Below are 18,323 nucleotides of genomic sequence, written 5' to 3'. Positions count from 1 at the left end.
TCACTCCTCCAGGACGACCAGGGTGTCGCCCATGTCCACGGAGTCGCCGTCGGTGACCGGGACCGACGCGACGGTCCCGCCGGTGGACGCGACCACGTCGTTCTCCATCTTCATCGCCTCCAGGACGCAGACGGTGTCGCCCGCGGCGACCTCGTCGCCGGGCTCGACCGCCACCGACAGGACGGTGCCCTGCATCTCGGCGGTGATCGCACCCGCCGCGGCCACGTCCGGGGTGCTACCACCCGAGCCGCCGCCGGTACTTCCGCCGCCCGAACTTCCGGTGCCGGAACTTCCGCCGGCGTCGCCACCGCGCGGGGCGCGCGGGAGGCCGTCCTCGACGACGACGTCGAAGCGTTTCCCGTCGACCTCGACGGCGATCTCGTCGGTCGACGCCGACGCGGCGTCGCCGCCGACGGCGTCGGTCCCCCAGCGCTCGACGGCCGAATCGAGGTCGGCGTCGTCGAGTTCCTGGTCGAGGTACTTCGTGGTGTGCTCGCCGGCGACGAAAGTCTCGTCGTCGAGCATCAGCCGGTGGAACGGGATCGTGGTGTGGACGCCCGCGACGGTGAAGTGATCGAGGGCGCGCTTCGAGCGCTCCAGACAGTGCGCGCGGTCCTCGCCCGTGACGATCAGTTTCGCGATCATCGAGTCGTAGTCGCCGCCGATCTCGTCGCCCTGCGCGACCGCGTGGTCGAGCCGGACGCCGATACTGCTCGGCGGGTTGTACGTCGTCAGGGGCCCCGGCGTGGGTGCGAAGTCCTCGGCCGGGTTCTCCGCGTTGATCCGGTACTCGACGGCGTGCCCTTCGATCTCGACGTCGTCCTGGGCGAAGTCGAGTTCCTCGCCCGCGGCGACCCGGAGCTGCCAGCGCACGATGTCGATCCCGGTCACCTCCTCGGAGACGGTGTGTTCGACCTGGATGCGGGTGTTCACCTCCATGAAGTAGAACTCGCCGTCCTCCACGAGGAACTCCACGGTGCCGGCGTTCGTGTAGCCGGCTTCGCCGACGCCCTGCCGGGCGGCCTCGCCGATCTCCTCCCGGAGGTCGTCGTCCAGCGCCGGGCTGGGGGCTTCCTCGATGACCTTCTGGTGGCGCCGCTGGAGCGAGCAGTCGCGCTCGCCGAGGTGGCGGACGTTGCCGTGTTCGTCCGCGAGCACCTGCACCTCGATGTGTTTGGGCGCTTCGAGGTACTTCTCGACGTACACCGAGTCGTTGTCGAAGTAGGCCTCGCCCTCGCGCTTGGCGCTTTCGAGGGCCTCCTCGACTTCGGCCTCGTCCCGGACGATCTTCATGCCGCGGCCGCCACCGCCGCCTTCGGCCTTGATGGCGATGGGATAGCCGTACTCCGCGCCCAGTTCGCGCACTTCCTCGGGGTCGTCGACGGGGTCGGTCGTCCCGGGAACGACCGGGACGCCGGCCTCCTGCATGACGGTCCGGGCTTTCGTCTTCTCGCCGAGGGTCTCCATCGCGTCGCTGGGCGGGCCGACCCAGGTGATCCCGTCGGCGGCCTCGACCCGGGCGGCGAACTCGGCGTTCTCCGCGAGGAAGCCGTAGCCGGGGTGGATCGCGTCGGCGCCGGCCCGCCGGGCGACGTCGACGATTTCCGCCTGGTCGAGGTACGACTCGCTGGCGGGCGCTGGGCCGACGTTGTAGGCCTCGTCGGCGTACTCGACGTGGCCGGCCGACCGGTCGGCGTCGCTGTAGACGGCGACCGTCTCGATACCCAACTCCTCGCATGCCGCCATCACGCGGACCGCGATCTCCCCGCGGTTGGCGACGAGCACTTTCCCGAACATCAGTAGGACTTGGGGAAGCCGAGTTCCTGGCTGATGTGGTTGTAGGCCATCTGCTGGGAGACCGGCGCGAGGCGCGTGAGGTTGATCTCGCGCCACCAGCGCTCGACGTCGTACTCCGTGGCGTAGCCCCAGCCGCCGAAGGCCTGCATCGCCTGCTTGACCGCCTCGATGCCGGCGCTGACGGCCGTCGCCTTCGCGACGTTGGTCTCGTAGCCACACTCCTCGCCCTGGTCGTAGAGCCAGGACGCCTTCTCGCGCATCAGCGCCGCCGTCTCCATGCGCGCGTAGGCCTTCGTGATGGGGAACGAGACGGCCTGGTGACTGCCGACGGGCGCGTCGAACACCTCGCGGTCGTTGGCGTACTCGATAGCGGCGTCGGCGGCCAGTTTGCCGATGCCGGTCCCGGCGGCCGCGAAGCCGATGCGCTCGGGGTTGAGCATGTCGACCAGCCCCCACCAGCCCTCGCCTTCCGCGCCCAGCAGGTTCTCCGCGGGGACGCGGACGTCCTCGATGAAGACCTCACAGGACTTCGAGTAGTTGATGCCGTGTTTGGAGATGGGCGACACGGAGATCCCGGGGTCGTCCATGTCCACGATGAACAGGCTGATCCCGTCGGTCCCGCGCTCGACGTCCTCACGCGGCGTCGTCCGCGTGACGAGGATCATGTTGTCGGCGCGGTCCGAGAAGGTGATCCAGGCCTTCTGGCCGTTGAGGACGTACTCGTCGCCGTCCCGTTCGGCGCGGGTGGCGACGTTCAGCGTGTTCGTCCCCGCCTCGGGTTCGGTGATGCCGATGGAGAAGTTCCGCTTCCCGTTCGCGATGTCGGGGAGGTATCTCTCCTTCTGTTCCGCCGTGCCGTTCTCGCGGATGCCGACGGCGGCCATCCCCGCGGTGAGCACCAGATACCAGGTGCCGGCCATGCCACAGCCCTCGGCACACAGCGTCTCCATGGCCAGTCCCATCTCCTGCATCCCCATGTCGGCCCCCTCGTACTCCTCGGGGACCAGCAGGCCGTGGAAGCCGGCCTCGGTCAGTTCGTCCCAGAAGCCCTGGGCGAACTCCCCGGCCTCCTCTTTCTCGCGCCAGTACGCCGGTCCGTACTCGGCCGCCACGTCCGCCGCGGTCGACCGAATCATCGAACGTTCCTCGGTGGATTCGAAATTCATTGGTGGTTGCTAGGTAGTGACTCTCGCCGATCTGCGTCAGGCCTCGACCTCGGCTTCCTCTTCGGCGTCGTCCTGCAGTTCGGTCCGGCGGATCTTGCCCGTGACCGTCTTGGGCAGTTCGTCACGGAACTCGATCTCGCGCGGGTACTCGTGTGCCGAGAGCTCCGACTTCACGTGGGTCTTGATGTCCTCCTCGAGAGCGTCCGACGGGTCCGCGCTTTCGCTGGGCACGACGTAGGCCTTGACGATGTTGCCCCGCTCCGGATGGGGTTTGGGGACGACCGCCGCCTCCGCGACGGCGTCGTGTTCGCCCAGCGAGCTCTCGACCTCGAAGGGACCGATCCGGTAGCCCGACGAGAGGATGACGTCGTCGGCCCGCCCCTCGAACCAGAAGTAGCCGTCCTCGTCCTTGTGCGCGAGGTCACCCGAGAGGTACCACTCGCCGTCGGGACCGTCGACGAAGGCCTTCTCGGTCTTCGCGGGTTTGTTCCAGAACTCGGCGAAGAAACACGGGTAGTCGCCGCGCTGGGCGATCTCGCCGGTCTCGCCGGGTTCCATCACCTCCCCCGTCTCGGGGTCGACGATCTCGGCCTCGATGCCGGGCAGCGGCTTGCCCATCGAACCGGGCCGAAGCTCCATCGTCGGGTAGTTGTTGACGATCATGTTCCCGGTCTCGGTCTGGCCGTAGGTGTCGAGGATGGTGACGCCGAGTTCGTCCTCGCCCCATTCGACGACGCCGGCACTGAGCGGTTCGCCGATGGACAGCGCGTGGCGCAGGTCCAGGTCGACGCCCTCGAGCACTTCCTCTTTCTCCCGGAGCATCCGGTAGGCCGTCGGGACCGAGAACAGGACGCTGATGGGGTACTCGTCGAGGAGGTCGGCCCACTCCTCGGGGTCGAACTCGCCCTCGTAGGTGAAAAGCGGGGTGCCCCAGAACCAGGCCCCGAGCGTGTTGATCGCGCCCGTCAGCCAGCCCAGGTCGCCGGTCGACCAGTAGAGGTCGCCGTCCTGGAGGTCGACGGCGTACTTCTGGGTCGCCGCGACGCCGGCGATCCAGCGCTGTTTGTGGAGGACGCCCTTCGCCAGGCCGGTCGTCCCGGAGGTGTAGTACAGCAGGGCGTCGTCCTCGCCGCCGGTCTCGGCGACCTCGTACTCCGTGCTCGCGTCGTCCAGGGCAGTGTTGAACACCACGTCGTCGGCGGGCGCGCCGCTCCCGCGGTCGACGGTGATGACGTGTTCGACCGCCGGCGCGTCGTCGAGCGCGTCTTCGACCGTGTCGCGGTTGTCCGTCGTGGTGACGACGACAGACGCGTCACAGTCGTCCAGTCGGTAGGAGATGCCGTCGGGGCCGAACCGCTCGTTGACGCTCCCCCAGACGGCACCGTGTTTGAGCGTCCCCACCAGCGCCACGTAGTGCTCCGGAATCCGGGGCATATACGAGAAGACGCGGTCGCCCTGCTCGACGCCGAGCTCGTCGAGGACGTTGGCGAACTGGCTCGACCGGTCGGCGAGTTCCCAGAACGTCATCGTCGACAGCTCCCCGTCGGTCCCGACCTGATAGAGCGCGACCTGTCCCCGGTCGGTCGCGTGTCGATCGGCGACCTCGTGCCCGATGTTCAGTTCGTCCGGTGCGTCCCAGTCCGCCTCCGCGTAGATGTCGTCCCACGAGAACTCGTCGCGCGCCGTGTCGTAATCAGCGAGGTTGTGGCTGGTCACCATACACGGCTCGGGATAGGGGTTCTCGACATAACTGTATCGGTTAATTACTTATAATATATAGTAGGATTAAAAATATACCGGGTGCCGTCGAGGGCAGAAAAAGGTACCAGTGATGCGTAAACGATACCGTTTTCGACTCTCTGTTATTCTTATATTTATTTTACTGTCGGACTGTCCAACCATTTCGGTCGGCGGCGAGCCCGGCGTCGCAGGGTCAGGCTGGGTCGTCGTCCGACGTCGCAGGGTCAGGCTGGTCCCACATCGCCCGTGCCGCCTCGCGGACGGCGCTCGGGAACGACGTCTCGAACGTGACCCGTGGCGCGATGTAGGTGTCCTCCCAGCGCGGGTCCCAGGCCGCGTTCACGTACAGACGCGAGCCCGTCTCGCCGTCCTGTCGGTACCGGGGACGCGTCGCCGCCGGCGCGTCCGGGTCGCTGAACGTCCAGTCGCGAGCGGGGTGGGCCTTCAGCCAGACGTCGGCCAGGACGCGGCCGAAGTCGTGGGGCGGGACGTCCGCGTCGACGACGACGACCGTGTCGAACAGCGACGAGAACGAGAAGAGGATGTTGGCGAGCTGCCACTCGAAGCCGGCGTAGAGGACGTCGCTGGCGACGAAACAGATGCCGAGTTCGGCCGACGCCGGCAGGAGGAGCCACTCGACGGGCGAGATGCCCCAGTAGTTGTTCACCCGGTGATAGAGGGCCGCGGCCGTCGTCAGCCCCGTGAGCTGGAGATCGTCGGCGAGCGGACGGCCGACGGGAGAGACGGGGACGACCGGGTCCCCCGTCGCGAGGACGCGCTCGACCGACAGCGAGAGCGGCCGGCTCTCGACGACGTGCTCCCAGGCCTCCCGGCGGTCGGACCGGAAGTCCGGCCTGCGGTCCGCGACCGTCGCCTCGACGACGACCTCCGTCGTGCTCGGGACGAGCCCGCCGTTGGTCGGCACGAGCGGGACGGTGTCGGCCACCCCACACGACTGGATCGGCGCGTCGACGCGGTCCGTCACGGCCAGCAGGTACGCGGCCGTGATCGCGGCCGGCGGGACGCCGAGCGCGACGGTGACCGTCGCCCCCTCGTCCACGAGCGGCGGCAGGGCGTCGGGGACGCGAACCCTGAGTTTGTCACCGGTCACGACCGAGCCGTGGACCGGCGCCCAGTGTGTCCCGTCGGTGGTCGCGACCGACGCGAGACCGAGCGTCACCACGGGCCAGGTATCGCTCTCGCCCTGCGGGAATCGCAGGTCCTGAACGTCCGCGTCCGTCCCCGACGCGGCCTGCCCCGTGTACGTCGGCTCCGGCTTCTCGGCGGCCGGCCCGAGGTCGGTGATCGTCTCAAGGAGGGCGACGAACGTGGCGTCGGGGTCCAGCCCGAGACCGAGCGAGAGCCGCGACCACGGCCGGGCGTCGCGCCGCCGGGTCAGGCTCGGCCCGCTGAACACCCCGCTCGCCAGGTCGATCCCGTCGGCGCGCTCGAACCGGAGCGCCGGCCCGCTCGCGCGGAGCGCCTCAGCCGCGAGCACGTCGACCGGAACGTCGAACGGCCCGTCGAGACTGACGAGGTCGCCGTCGCCGGCCAGGCCGTGGACGTACTGCGCGAACGGGATCATCGCGACGCGCCCTCCCGCTCGTCGAGGCGGTCGAACTGCGCGGCGTCCAGCCCCGCCTCGACGAGGCGTTCCTGCGCTCGCTTCCGGGTTTCGGCGGCCGCGGTCGCGTCCGCCGGGTCGCCGTCGGTGGTCGCGTCGATGTAGGCCTTGGCCGTCTTGGCCTTCGAGGTCCCCACGTCCGCGCTGCCCTTCTCGTCGGGCGTCTGGTAGATGTTGAGCGGCACCTTCGGCATCCGCTCGACGCCGAACTGGTGGAAGTCGGCGTCCGGGTCGGCGTCGAGCGCGATGGCCGTCAGCACCGCCCGCGAGTCCAGCGGGTCGACGTCGGCGTCGACGAACACGAAGAAGTCGATGTGGAGCATCCCCCACGTCGTGAAGACGAAGTTCGCGAGTTCGTGGAGGTAGCCCGGGTAGGGGCGGTCCGTCGCGATGACCCAGACCGTCCGGGACGTGAACCGCCACGGGACCGCCAGCTCGACGTCGAAGCCCGCGGCCCGGAGCCCGACGGTCGCGTCGGGGCCGGCCGCCGCGACCCGGAGCGTGCTTGAGGAGTTCTGCCCGTATCCGACGCCGGTCCCCTCGACGCAGAAGGGGAGGCGCGGCTCCCGTCGGTGGGTGATCGCGTCGACCTCGAACACCGGCATGGACCGCCGCGGGCCGTTCATGTACCCGAAGTAGTCGCCGAACGGCCCCTCGTCGAGCCGGTCGTCGGGCCGGACGTGCCCCTCGAGTACCAGTTCGGCCGTCGCCGGGACGTACAGGTCGCTGGTCTCGCACTCGACGAGGGCCACGGGCGCGTCCTTGAGCCCGCCCGCGAAGGCGGCTTCGCTCCGCCCCGTCGGAATCCACATGTCAGCGGTCCCCTCGACGACGGGTTCCGCGCCGACGACGACCGCGACCGGCATCGGTTCGCCCCGGGGTTCGTAGTCGTAGTAGTAGCGGTTGGGAACCTGCTCGCCGGCCAGCAACAGCAGGCTGGCCTGGGAATCGTCGTGGAGCATCATGCGGTGGCTCGACCAGCGCCCCCACTCCGTGTCGGGGGCCGGGGCGACGATGGTGTGGAGGTTGGAGTACCGCCCCCCGTCGCCCTCGTGGATGTACGGCCACGGGAACGATAGCAGGTCCACGTCGTCACCGGTCCGTCTGACCGCTTTGCAGGGGGCCTCCTGCCGCTCGACGACTCGCGGGGCCGTCGGCGCGCGGAGGCGGTCGATCACCCGGTCGTAGTACCTGCGTCCCGACAGCCCGGCGGGGAACCCCAGCGCCCGGGCGAAGTGGTCCCAGGGACGGGGCCGGGGACCGCGGTACGGATCGCCGACCAGTTTCGCCCCCGTCTCCTGCTCCGTGACCGACTCGAAGACGGGAATCGGCCCGTCGCGGGCGTTGGCGAGCATCGTCACCGCACTGGCCTCGAGGTCCCACGACATCGGTTGCTCGAAAGACCGCGTCCAGCCGGTGGCATCGAGCGAATCGAGGTAGTCGCGAAACGAGTCGACGGTCATGTGTCACTCCTCGTTCTCGCGTGCACGCCGGAGCGGGTCGTCGTCGAGTTCGCGCCGGACCTCCGTGTAAGCGTCGAGCAGGGCCGGCCGCTCCGCAGCGAGGTGGTCGAACGCGATCTCGCGGAGGGCGTCGGCGGTCGAGTCGTACTCGCCGGTCTCGACGAGATACCGCAGGAGGACACGCAGGTCGTCGGACCTGGTGTTGAGGACGTTCGAGGCCCCCTCCTGTTCGGTCGCCAGTCGGGTCAACAGGTCCCTGTCGAGCCCCGTCGCGTCGGTCTCGTCGAGTAGCTCGACGTATCTGGTCTCGCTGACGCTCTCGTGGGGCCCGGCGACGACCGTCAGCGGCTCCGGGTCGGTGAGTTCGTCCGGCTCCTGTGCGATCCGGACGCGCGCCTCGAAGATGCGTTTCGTCCGGGCGTCCGTGATCTGGAGCGTGGTCTCGGTCCCGGACTCCTCGGGCAGATGGTCCGCCGACGTGATGTAGTGACTCGACATGACGGGCCCTCGATTTGGTCGCGGACGTCTCTAGGCCTCTCGTGCCACTGGGATATATGTACCGTCACGACCGCTTCGAAGCGACGGGGTCGGCGGGAGACGCGCGTTCAGTCGACACGTCGTGGATTCGGGCGGTCGAGGAGCGAAAGTCGAGGGGGTTGCCGTGGGTGATGTTTTTATACCGGTGGGTAACGGTGGGCGCCAGCATGAAAGTGGACGCCGACGACCTGCAGACGAACGAGACCGACGACAGGGGCCGCATCTATCTCGGGACCGAGTACGCGAACAAACGCGTCACGGTCGCCCTCGTGGAGGTCGAATCGGACGGGCCCGACGAGGACGAACTGGCCGCCGCGTATCGTGAGGCGTCGGAGAGCGCCAGCGATCTCGCCGACGAATGGGACGGCAGTTCGGACGAGGCCTGGGACGACCTCGATGAATGAGTGACCGACCGGAGATTCGGCGGGGGGATGTCGTGGTCGTTCGGCTCGACCCGGCCGAGGGCCACGAGATGGAGACGACGCGGCCGGCCGTGGTCGTACAAAACGACGTGGGAAACGAGAACGCGAGTACGACCATCGTCGCGCCCGCAACGGGAACGCACCGCGGCTATCCGTTCGAGGTGCTGGTCGAAGCGGCCGACTCACCGTTCGACAAGGACTCGTCGGTTCGACTCGACCAGATCCGTGTCGTCTCCATCGAGCAGCGGACTCACTCGGTGGTCGGGCGCCTCGATACGGCGACGATGTCCGAAATCGACGACGCGCTGAAGCTGAGTCTCGGTCTGAACTGAGTCCGGGATGCCACGTGCTGTCGATGGGTTTATTCTGCGTTCGGGCAACGACCGACACATGAGCGAGGGGCAGGGCGTCTCCGAGTTGCTGTCGGAGCGACCCGAACTCGAACCCGCCGTCGAGGACGCGCTCGCCGCCGCCGCCGACGGCCCGTTCACCTTCGACGACCTCTCTATCGACTCGGGAGCCTTCGGCGAACTCGTCGCCGCCGGCGTCGTCGAGGAGGGCGACGACGGCTACCGCGTGGCCGACCCCGAGGCCGCGCGGGCCGCACTCGACGGTGGCGCGGCCGCGGCCGGCGCGGACGCCACTGTGGCTTCCCGCGACGAGGACGGGGGCTTCGACGTGGACTTCCCCGGCTTCCCGAGCGTCGACAGACGTGTCATCGGCGCGGCCGCGGGCGCGCTTCTCGTCGTCGTCCTGTTCCGGGCGTACCTCTTCGGGACGATCTTCCGCGACGGGGCGGTCGTCCTCTCCGGGAACGACCCCTACTACTACCGCTACTGGGTCGAGCGGATGCTCGAAGCCGGGACCGGCGCCTTCGACCTGAGCGAGGTCGAGATGCCCGGTGGCATCCAGAAGGGTGAACCGCTGCTCGTCGCGGTGCTGTGGTGGGTCACAGCCCTGTTCGGCGGCACGGCCGACACCGCCGGCTGGGTGATGGCGTGGTACCCCGTGGTGGCGGCCGTCGTCGTCGCTGTCCTGACCTACCTGACGGCTGTCGCCGTCACCGCCGACCGGCGAATCGGCCTCGCGGCCGTCGTCCTGCTCGCGGTCACGCCAGGCCACGCCATGCGGACGAGCCTCGGCTTCGCCGACCACCACGCCTTCGACTACGTCTGGCTCGCGCTGACGGTGTACGCGCTGGCCGTCTACTCGCTGCGCGCGGGCCCGCTCCGGGACGGGAAGGCGTGGCTCGCCGCCGCGGGCGTCGCCGTCGGCGTGGCCGGCCAGACGCTGGCCTGGGAGGCCGGCCCGCTGCTGCTGGTTCCCGTCGGACTGTACGTGGCCGTTCGGGCGTTGCTCGACATCGAGGCCGAGCGGTCGCCGCTCGCCACCAACGCGCCGCTGCTCGTCGGGCTAGTCGTCGGTGCGGCCGTGGCCTGGGTCGCGCATACGGACCTCGGCTGGCACACCGAACTCGTCGCGTCCGCGCCACTCTTGCTCCTGCTCGGGAGCGTGGCCGTTCTCGCTGTTGCGGAACTCGTCCATCGACTCGACCTCCCGACGCCCGTCCTCGCCGGCGTCGAACTGCTGGGGTTGCCGGTCGGGTTCGTCGTGGTGCAGTCGGTACGACCGGACTACGTCGCCCGGTTGGAGCGCCAACTCACCCGCCTGCTCGCGGAGCGCAACATCGCCGAGACGCAGTCGCTGTTCAGCGGTGATACCTTCGGCTGGCTCCTGCTGTTCGGGTTCGTCCTCGTGCTGGCACTGCCCTACCTCGTCTGGGCGACCGTCCGCACCTATCGCCGGCAGACGCGGTGGGCGGTGCTTGTCGTCTACGGGTGGTGGCTCCTCGCGCTCGCGAGCGTACAGGTCCGGTTCGTCGGCCAACTCGCGCCGCTGACTGCGATCTTCGCGGGCATCGGGTTCGTTCACCTCGCCGAACGGGTCGATCTCACGCGCCCGCCGCTACCGTTCGACGAGGGGGCGACCGCGACCGACGGCGGGGGTCGTACTGGTCGGGCGGACCGGCCCCAGCGCCGGACGTTCGAGGTGCCGACGCCGCGAGCGCTGGGCGCGCTGTTCGCGCTCTTTTTGCTCGTCGGCGGCCTCGGGGTCGTGCAGGTCCCGGTGAAGATGAGCCAGATCACCGTCGCCGATTCGACCTACGAGACGGCGGCCTGGATCGACGACCACGCGGCCGCCGCGAACGAGTCCTACCCCGACAACTACGTGTTCAGCCCCTGGAGCCGGAATCGCGTCTACAATTACTTCGTCAGCGGCGAGTCACAGAGTTACGGCTACGCACGGTCGAACTACGCATCGTTTGCGAACGCGACCGACGGGACGGAGTGGTACGGGACTCTACGCGGCCGGGCCGGCTACGTCGTCACGGAGGATGGCGCCGATTTCGGCTCCGAGACGCTCTACAGTCGCCTGCACGGAAACTTCGGAAGCCGGACTAACAGCATCCCCGGCGTCGGTCACTTCCGAACAATCTATGCCACGGATGGCGGTGACCGGAAGGTCTTCCGCCCGGTGCCCGGTGCGACGCTGACCTGGCCGTCGGCGACGAACGGCTCGGTGACCGTCGAAACGGACGTGTCGGTCCCGAACGCCGAGTTCACCTACCGGCGCGCGGTCACTGACGCGGACGGACAAGCGCGTGTGACCGTCGCGTATCCGGGCACGTACACTGTGGAGGGTGGTCAATACGACGGCGCGACCATCCGTATCAACGAGAGTCCGGTCCGAGAGGGAGGGACTGTCGCGGTGTCGTCAAGTGGGAGTTGAACGGTCCGGGTACGTGTAGCGAAAGTTGAAACTACAACGGGTTTATTCGAGTTGCCGCTGTACGTCCAGATACGATGGCCGATCTCTCTGGGCACTCCAACTCTGACAGGGAGGACAACCCGCTAGAACGGCAGCGGGAGTTGATGGAGCTGCTGTCGCAGGAAACCCGTCACAGCATCATTCAAGCACTCCTGGGCCATCCTGAAATTCTCGCGTCGGCGGATGAGATCAACCACTTCATTCCGAGTAAATCGAAAAAGACGGTCGACGAGCAACTGGAGGTTCTCGTTGAAGCGGAGATCCTTGCGATCTACGACTATCCGTCAAACAAGCAATAGCGCGGATTACCGTGGAAATTTTACGGGTTTACCGAGTATGGTGCCGACATCCTCGGGGATTTCAATTACCTCAAAGGAGTCCCAATGGCACGAGCGGTGCACGAAAAAACGCGGAAGCACGAGAAGATCGAACGGCACGAGACTGCTCCGCGACCGCCTCTGCCAGAGCCGGCTCGTGCGACGTTCCGGCTCGACGAAGAAGTGGATTAACGGATATCGTCGACAGGCGCAGCAGTCCGAGTGACTCGGGATCGCACGGAAAATGGCGGCTTCCGTGATGACGGGACGCTTCGCGCCTCGAACCACTTGACCTCAGGCGGTTCACATTGACCTCCTCTTTCGGCGGTCCGTTCCGAGCGCAAGAAGGTTTCTGATTCCATCCTCACCGATATAGTTATAGATTCATCGGTGAAATTGGAATCTATCTTCTGACAGCGAGAGAATCCCGCCCTTCTCGTGAGGGACGAGTGTTCCGACACTCGTTGTCGGAATCGGGGACCGAACAGGGCGGGAGTGGATCTGAGTCCAGTCGTCTCCCCGGTAGGCGTCGCCACCGCGCTTGGTGATCGTAAGCACGTAGAGGACCTGCTCACTCCGAGCAGCACGACACCCGAGACGAAACGGCCCGATTTGGAGCTTCTGGTGTGGCGCACCTTCGAGTGGTTCGGGATAATCCATCGGGTCGCGCCACTGATCCGTGACGACCTCGTCCAGTTTGGAACTGATTCGCACCTGTGCATATTCATCGAGGTCGTCGAACTGCCGATCGGCTGTGTCGGTGAGTTCCCAGTCCCACTTCTCACTCATCGTCGCTGTTCCCGGCCAGTCCGTGATCCGCCTTCACCTCATCGCTTGCTCGTGTACTCCCCTCCTGAATATCGACTTCACTCGTGAGCATCGCCTTCAAATCTGCTCGGTTGAAATCGGGATGTTTGATCGCGTCTCGAAGCACGTCACGAATGAACTCGCTCCGACTGTTGTATCCCTCCTCCTTCCAGGTCCCGTCGACATCGGCGAGGAATGTCTCCGTCATCCGGATATTGACTGTCGTCTTTTCTGGAGATTCAGATTCTGCCATACTTCTGTGTTGAATTTGTGTAGTGATAACGGTTACGTGCAGCCCACTACTCGCCGGCGGCGTTCAGCGCGCTGTTCAACTCGAAGAGTTCCTTGACGACGTCGCTCTTGGCGACACGGTACCGGCGAGGGGAGGTGTTCGGAACCTCCTCAACCACATCAGTCTCCAGCAGAAGGTCGATGTAGTTGCTTACCGTTTGCCGGGTGACGCCAGCGTGTTCGGCGAGTTCCGTCTTGTTGAATTCCCGACCCGGTGGAAGGGTGAGGATGGCATCGATGAGGATGGGAACGCTCTCGTGTTGAAAGAGATGCAGGACGCCGGAGGGGTTCTCAAGGCGAGCCTCCTTGGTGTCCGTGTCCTCGGCCGGGTGCGTCCGCGACGACTCGCTCATATGTACGATATGCGGGCCGGCGTACATAACTGTTTGTCCTGGTGTAAACGGGCGTTAACACACACTTATTAGAGAGGGGTGAAAATACGGGACTATGCGGAAGCCGTCGGTGACATGCGCCCTCCTCGCAGCGATGGTAGCCGAGCACCGGTGGGGATCTCCGATTGTCGAAGCGAACCTCCTGTCCATTGCCGCCATCGAGACGAGCGACTACGACACCGCGAGCGAGGTCTTCGACGAGTTGCGGTCTGCCCCCTATATCACTAACCGCGGCAAGCGGGGAATCGAACTGAATAGTAGCGAGTTCGGGGCACTCGCTGATTTTCTCTACCACGAGTGCGAGTGGGAACCATTCGAGATCAAGAGTCGGCTGAAACACTACGAGGGCTGGAACCAGCACGAGTGGACGTGACTCCGAGTGGATTGCGTGGTTGTGGCGGTAACAACCGTTCACTGTTCGTGTCTACTGAACAGTTGTTTCATTCGCGAAAACATGGAAAAAGAGTATAGATCAGTTCTAGTCGACACGCAAACGTTTCAGGCTCGTATGTATTCCGTTCAGCACTACAAACGCGTGACGGCAGTCACCACGTCAGCCCTTCGTACGTGATCCCCTCTCGCCGTCGGACGATTCGTCGACCATCGACGACGACGGGCTCGGCCATCGCGTCGAACTCCGCGTCCAGCGTCGCGAACTCGTCCCAGTCGGTAACGACGACGGCACCGCTGGCGCCATCGAGGGCCGCGGCCGCCGAGTCGGCCTCCTCGATGTCGGGGAACCGCTCGCGCAGGGTCGCCACGGGGTCGTAGGCGACCACGTCGGCACCGCGCTCCTGCAAGCCCTCGATGACCGGGATGGCCCGCGAGTTGCGCGTGTCGTCCGTCCCGGATTTGAACGCGAGCCCGAGGACGGCGATGCGCTTTCCGTCGGCGGCGACGTGCTCGTCGAGCAGGGAGAGGAGTCGCTCGGGCTGGGCGTCGTTCACGTCGACGGCCGCCTGCAGCATCCGGGGTTCGTAGTCGGCCGCGCGTGCGTGCTGGATGATCGCCGCGAGGTCCTTCGGGAAGCAGCTACCGCCCCAGCCGACCCCACTGCGGAGGAATTTCCCGCCGATGCGGTCGTCCTTGCCGATGGCATCCGCGACCTCGTAGGCGTCGACGCCGTACTCCTTGCAGACGTTCCCGAGGTCGTTGATGAGGCTGACCTTCGCAGCGAGGAAGGCGTTGTTGGCGTACTTGATCATCTCGGCCTCGCGGTGGCCCGTCTCGACGACCGGCGTGTCCCACTGGGCGACGAGTGGCTCGTAGAGTTGCGCGAGGAGGTCCAGCGCGCGGTCGTCGCCGTCGGTTCCCAGGACGATCTTGTCCGGTTCCATGAAGTCGTCGACGGCCGAGCCCTCGCGCTGGAACTCGGGGTTGACGGCGACGCCGAGGTCCTCGCCGGCGGTCTTGCCCGAGGCGTCTTCGATGATTGGCGCGAGCGTGTCTTCGGTCGTACCTGGGACGACCGTGCTCTTGACGACGACGAGGTGGTAGCCGTCCTTGTCGGCCAGCGCGTCACCGACCGACTGTGCGCCGGCTTGCATCGGACCGAGGTCGATGCTCCCGTCGTCGTTCGCGGGCGTCGGGAGCGCGAGGATGGTGAGGTCGGTCTCGCGGATGGCGTCGTAGTCGGTGGTCGCCCGCAGGCGGTCGCCGCCGTAGACCGAGACCAGCGGATCGAGGCCGGGCTCGTGGATCGGGGCCTCCCCGTCGTTGATCGCGGCGACGATGTCCTCGTCGATGTCGACCGTCGTCACCTCGTGGCCGAGGTCGGCGAAACAGGCGGCCACGGTGGTCCCGACGTAGCCGCTCCCGACGACGCTGACGTGCATGGGGGTCCGTTCCGCGTCGCGGGTCTTGAGGGTTCGGTTCGACGAAGTCCCGCACCTGCATCTCGTAACTGACCAGAGTGCCAGGCCCGGAAAACGCTGAAGTAGTCAGGTCGAGTACCTCCATCAAGGAGATGGCACAGCAGATCGACACGATCGTGTCCGGTGACGAGTCGGAGATTCACGACGAGCCGCATATCCGAGGGCGACGGATCACAGTCAGCCACATTCACGCCCGTGTAGAAGAGCGCGGCCTCCGGCCCGAAACCGTTGCAGACCGGCACGACCTGTCGCTATCAGAAGTCTATCACGCGCTCGCGTACTACCACGACCATCCCGAGGAGATGGCGGCGGTTCAACAGCAGCGCGAGCAGGCGGCTGCACTCGCCCGTGAGGAGGCGACACTCACGCCACCCGACTCTGACTCGTAAAGATGGCAGTATCGTTCCTGCTCGATGAAAACATGGAGCCACAGGTGGGCCACCGGCTGGAAGCATACGGCCACACCGTCGAGTCAGTCGAGGATATCTCTGGACTCGGTCTCGGCGCCACTGATACCGAGATCGCAACCTACTCGAAAGAGACAGAGAGCGTTGTCCTCACCTACGATGACGACTTCCTCACCGAGCACGAACCGGCAGACTACCACTGTGTGATCTTTTTCGCTGACGAATCACTCTCTGCGACACAGGTCTCGGATATCGTCCACGAGATGACCGAGGCGTATCCCGAGTCGGCATTCACAGGGCCTCAGTTCGGCGGTACTGAGTGGTTGTAGATGCAAAACACGGCCGACATTACTTTTCCGCGGCGACGATCTCCGGGTCGATGTCGACCGTCGTCACCTCGTGGCCGAGGTCGGCAAAAGAGGCGGCCACAGTGGTCCCCACGTAGCCGCTCCCGACGACGCTGACGTGCATGGGGGTTCGTTTCGCGTCGCGAGTCTTGAAGGGCCGGGTGACAAAAGATAGAAATAATCGAACCGACAGAGCTGTCCATGGACCTGACCGGTTCACTCGTTGTTCACCGGGCCACAGAGAGTGGCAACGATGGCCGTCGATGAGAAAAGGCTAACCGCCAGGGTTCAGAACGGACAGCCGATGAAGGCGGTCATTCCGGCGGCAGGGCAGGGAACCCGGCTCTATCCGCAGACCCACACCAAGCCGAAACCGATGGTTCGAGTCGCAGGCAAACCGATTTTGGGACACATCCTAGACGGGTTCGTTCGAAGTCCCGTTGACGAGGTCGTCATCGTCGTCGGCGTCATGAAGGAAATGGTCACCGAGTACGTGACCGACCAGTACGGCCACAGGATGGAGGTATCCTTCGTCGAACAGGAGCAAACGGAGGGGTTGGGCCACGGCATCTATCAGGCCCACACCGTTGTCGACGAGGGGCCGATCTGTATCGCACTCGGTGACATGCTGTTCGACAGCGACTACGGCGAGTTCCTGGCGGCACACGACGACCTCGGCGACGTGGACGGAAGCATCGGGGTCAAGACCGTCGACGAGCCGTCCAATTACGGCATCATCACGATTGCCGACGGCCGGATCGCGGAACTGGAAGAGAAACCCACAGACCCCACTTCGGACCTCGCTATCAGCGGTTTTTACGTGATCGAGGACGCTAACTGGCTGTTCGATGCCATCAAGCACTTGATCGACAACGACATCCGCGGCGCCGGTGACGAGTACCAGTTGACCGACGCCCTCCAGCGGATGCTCGAACAGGGCGCCGAATTCGGGACCTTCGATGTCGGCGACTGGTACGACTGTGGCCGGCCGGAGACACTGCTGGAAGCGAACCAGGTGCTACTAAAGCATCGGTCCGATAGCGACGATCAGGCCGACGCGGCCACGGATTCGAGCGTGGTCATTCAGCCGGCCGACATCGGTGAGGACGTCACGCTCTCGGCGAGCGTCGTCGGGCCGTACGTCAGCATCGACGACGGAGCGACCGTCGAGGAGAGCCATCTCACGAACGTCATCGTCGGCCGAAACGCAACGGTTACCCAGGCCAATCTCAAAAACAGCATCATCGGAGACTCGGCGACGGTCAAGGGTACGCCACACGAACTGAACGTCGGCGATTCGAGCGAACTACAGCTATGATCGGGGTGAACTGACGTGGGACGCGTACTCGTCACCGGCGGGGCAGGCTTTCTCGGCTCACACCTCTGTGAGCGACTCATCGAGGACGGCCACGAGGTCGTCGCGATGGACAACCGGGTGTCAGGACGGACCGAAAACCTGGAGGAGGTGTTCTATCACGACCGTTTTTCTTTCTACGAACACGACGTGACCGAGTTCATCCACGTCTCCGGTGACCTAGACTGGGTTCTGCATCTCGCGAGTCTCGCGTCGCCAGTGTTCTACTCGGATCACCAGATCAAGACGCTAAAAGTCGGCGCACTGGGTACACACAAGACGCTCGGATTGGCCAGGGAAAAAGACGCCAAGTATCTCTTTACATCCACTAGCGAAGTCTATGGAGATCCCGAAGTCAACCCTCAGCCCGAGGACTACCGCGGGAACGTCGATCCGTACGGACCACGGTCGTGCTACGACGAGTCCAAGCGCTATGGGGAAGCGATGGTGCGGGCGTACCGTGACGAACACGATATCGACGTCCGCGTGGCTCGTATTTTCAACACGTATGGCCCGCGGATGCGACTCGACGACGGACGCGTCATTCCGACCTTCATCAAACAGGCGCTGGCCGGTGAGGACCTGACCGTTCACGGCGACGGCGAGCAGACCCGGAGTTTCTGTTACGTCTCCGATCTGATCGACGGCCTCGTGGCGCTGATGGAATCCAACACCGATACCCCGGTCAACATCGGGAACCCAGACGAGCGAACAATCCTCGACCTCGCGGAGACGATCCTCGATCTCACGGACAGCGAGAGCGGCATTACCCACGAAAAACGGCCGCCCGACGATCCGGAGATTCGGCGGCCAGATCTCACCAAGGCCAGGGCCGAACTCGGCTGGGAACCCGGAGTATCGTTAGAGGACGGGCTCGAACGGACGATCCCGTATTTCAAAAAACAGACATGAGCGGTCTGGCTAACGCTGTGAGGGGAAGTCGGTAAACGAAATTG

19 protein-coding genes and 1 pseudogene are annotated in these 18,323 nt (G+C 65.6%); 9 read left to right on the top strand and 11 right to left on the bottom strand.

The window, feature by feature from the left end:
* The 6 genes from MUG96_RS15280 to MUG96_RS15255 form a co-directional block, all read right to left on the bottom strand.
* The gene (locus MUG96_RS15280; protein ID WP_246984095.1) at window positions 1–1,797 is read right to left on the bottom strand and encodes an acetyl-CoA carboxylase biotin carboxylase subunit; all 1,797 of its coding nucleotides are present in this window, start codon (window positions 1,795–1,797) and stop codon (window positions 1–3) included.
* Window positions 1,797–2,963: an acyl-CoA dehydrogenase family protein gene (locus tag MUG96_RS15275; protein ID WP_256465387.1), complete on the bottom strand. Its 1,167-nt coding sequence runs from the start codon at window positions 2,961–2,963 to the stop codon at window positions 1,797–1,799. Before MUG96_RS15275 ends, MUG96_RS15280 begins: the two co-directional genes overlap by 1 nt.
* 36 nt (window positions 2,964–2,999) lie before the next feature.
* Complete coding sequence (locus tag MUG96_RS15270) at window positions 3,000–4,682, bottom strand: acetate--CoA ligase (protein WP_246984091.1); 1,683 nt, start codon at window positions 4,680–4,682, stop codon at window positions 3,000–3,002.
* A gap of 214 nt (window positions 4,683–4,896) precedes the next feature.
* Window positions 4,897–6,288, bottom strand: coding sequence for a UbiD family decarboxylase (locus tag MUG96_RS15265; protein WP_246984089.1), 1,392 nt, complete (start codon window positions 6,286–6,288; stop codon window positions 4,897–4,899).
* On the bottom strand, window positions 6,285–7,790 hold the full coding sequence (locus tag MUG96_RS15260; protein WP_246984087.1) for a UbiD family decarboxylase: 1,506 nt from the start codon (window positions 7,788–7,790) through the stop codon (window positions 6,285–6,287). Before MUG96_RS15260 ends, MUG96_RS15265 begins: the two co-directional genes overlap by 4 nt.
* Before the next feature lie 3 nt (window positions 7,791–7,793).
* Entirely contained in the window at window positions 7,794–8,288 is a 495-nt protein-coding gene (locus MUG96_RS15255; protein ID WP_246984085.1) for a ubiD operon protein, read from the bottom strand.
* Between the two features lie 206 nt (window positions 8,289–8,494).
* On the opposite strand from MUG96_RS15255, the gene MUG96_RS15250 reads away from it, so the two are divergent.
* From MUG96_RS15250 to MUG96_RS15235, 4 genes are all read left to right on the top strand, one after another.
* Window positions 8,495–8,731 (top strand): hypothetical protein, encoded by a 237-nt coding sequence (locus MUG96_RS15250; RefSeq protein WP_246984083.1) that lies wholly within the window; start codon window positions 8,495–8,497, stop codon window positions 8,729–8,731.
* Window positions 8,728–9,081, top strand: coding sequence for a type II toxin-antitoxin system PemK/MazF family toxin (locus MUG96_RS15245; RefSeq protein WP_246984082.1), 354 nt, complete (start codon window positions 8,728–8,730; stop codon window positions 9,079–9,081). Before MUG96_RS15250 ends, MUG96_RS15245 begins: the two co-directional genes overlap by 4 nt.
* Before the next feature lie 58 nt (window positions 9,082–9,139).
* On the top strand, window positions 9,140–11,539 hold the full coding sequence (locus MUG96_RS15240) for an STT3 domain-containing protein (protein WP_246984080.1): 2,400 nt from the start codon (window positions 9,140–9,142) through the stop codon (window positions 11,537–11,539).
* A gap of 74 nt (window positions 11,540–11,613) precedes the next feature.
* Window positions 11,614–11,877 carry a hypothetical protein gene (locus tag MUG96_RS15235; RefSeq protein WP_246984078.1) on the top strand — a complete coding sequence of 88 codons (264 nt, stop codon included), beginning with the start codon at window positions 11,614–11,616 and terminating at the stop codon, window positions 11,875–11,877.
* A gap of 402 nt (window positions 11,878–12,279) precedes the next feature.
* On the opposite strand, the gene MUG96_RS15230 is transcribed toward MUG96_RS15235, so the two are convergent.
* Genes MUG96_RS15230 through MUG96_RS15220 form a run of 3 tightly spaced genes read right to left on the bottom strand, consistent with a single transcriptional unit; the run spans window position 12,280 to window position 13,346 of the window.
* A complete protein-coding gene (locus MUG96_RS15230; RefSeq protein WP_246984076.1) occupies window positions 12,280–12,684 on the bottom strand; it encodes a type II toxin-antitoxin system RelE family toxin in 405 nt (134 codons plus the stop codon).
* Complete coding sequence (locus MUG96_RS15225) at window positions 12,677–12,955, bottom strand: ribbon-helix-helix domain-containing protein (protein ID WP_246984074.1); 279 nt, start codon at window positions 12,953–12,955, stop codon at window positions 12,677–12,679. The genes MUG96_RS15230 and MUG96_RS15225 overlap by 8 nt, the downstream gene beginning before the upstream one ends.
* 46 nt (window positions 12,956–13,001) lie before the next feature.
* Complete coding sequence (locus MUG96_RS15220) at window positions 13,002–13,346, bottom strand: helix-turn-helix domain-containing protein (protein ID WP_246984073.1); 345 nt, start codon at window positions 13,344–13,346, stop codon at window positions 13,002–13,004.
* A 94-nt stretch (window positions 13,347–13,440) separates the two neighbouring features.
* Between MUG96_RS15220 and MUG96_RS15215 the strand changes: the two genes are divergently transcribed.
* Complete coding sequence (locus MUG96_RS15215) at window positions 13,441–13,758, top strand: hypothetical protein (RefSeq protein WP_246984072.1); 318 nt, start codon at window positions 13,441–13,443, stop codon at window positions 13,756–13,758.
* A 172-nt stretch (window positions 13,759–13,930) separates the two neighbouring features.
* On the opposite strand, the gene aglM is transcribed toward MUG96_RS15215, so the two are convergent.
* Window positions 13,931–15,220, bottom strand: coding sequence for a UDP-glucose 6-dehydrogenase AglM (aglM, locus tag MUG96_RS15210; RefSeq protein ID WP_246984071.1), 1,290 nt, complete (start codon window positions 15,218–15,220; stop codon window positions 13,931–13,933).
* A 131-nt stretch (window positions 15,221–15,351) separates the two neighbouring features.
* Here aglM and MUG96_RS15205 point away from each other — a divergent pair, with 131 nt between their 5' ends.
* Both MUG96_RS15205 and MUG96_RS15200 read left to right on the top strand, forming a co-directional pair.
* Window positions 15,352–15,648: a DUF433 domain-containing protein gene (locus tag MUG96_RS15205; RefSeq protein ID WP_246984070.1), complete on the top strand. Its 297-nt coding sequence runs from the start codon at window positions 15,352–15,354 to the stop codon at window positions 15,646–15,648.
* Window positions 15,649–15,650: 2 nt separating this feature from the next.
* Window positions 15,651–15,995 carry a DUF5615 family PIN-like protein gene (locus MUG96_RS15200; protein WP_246984069.1) on the top strand — a complete coding sequence of 115 codons (345 nt, stop codon included), beginning with the start codon at window positions 15,651–15,653 and terminating at the stop codon, window positions 15,993–15,995.
* Window positions 15,996–16,026: 31 nt separating this feature from the next.
* On the opposite strand, the pseudogene MUG96_RS15195 reads toward MUG96_RS15200, so the two are convergent.
* Window positions 16,027–16,137 (bottom strand): annotated as a pseudogene (locus tag MUG96_RS15195) (NAD-binding protein); the annotation flags it as partial.
* Window positions 16,138–16,317: 180 nt separating this feature from the next.
* Between MUG96_RS15195 and MUG96_RS15190 the strand changes: the two are divergent.
* The gene (locus MUG96_RS15190; RefSeq protein ID WP_246984067.1) at window positions 16,318–17,331 is read left to right on the top strand and encodes a sugar nucleotidyltransferase; all 1,014 of its coding nucleotides are present in this window, start codon (window positions 16,318–16,320) and stop codon (window positions 17,329–17,331) included.
* Between the two features lie 15 nt (window positions 17,332–17,346).
* Entirely contained in the window at window positions 17,347–18,279 is a 933-nt protein-coding gene (locus MUG96_RS15185) for a UDP-glucuronic acid decarboxylase family protein (protein ID WP_246984062.1), read from the top strand.
* Window positions 18,280–18,323 lie beyond the last annotated feature (44 nt).

The organism is Halorientalis marina (genome assembly GCF_023028345.1).
Classification (GTDB): Archaea; Halobacteriota; Halobacteria; order Halobacteriales; family Haloarculaceae; genus Halorientalis; species Halorientalis marina.
This window is presented reverse-complemented; position numbering and strand designations above follow the sequence as displayed.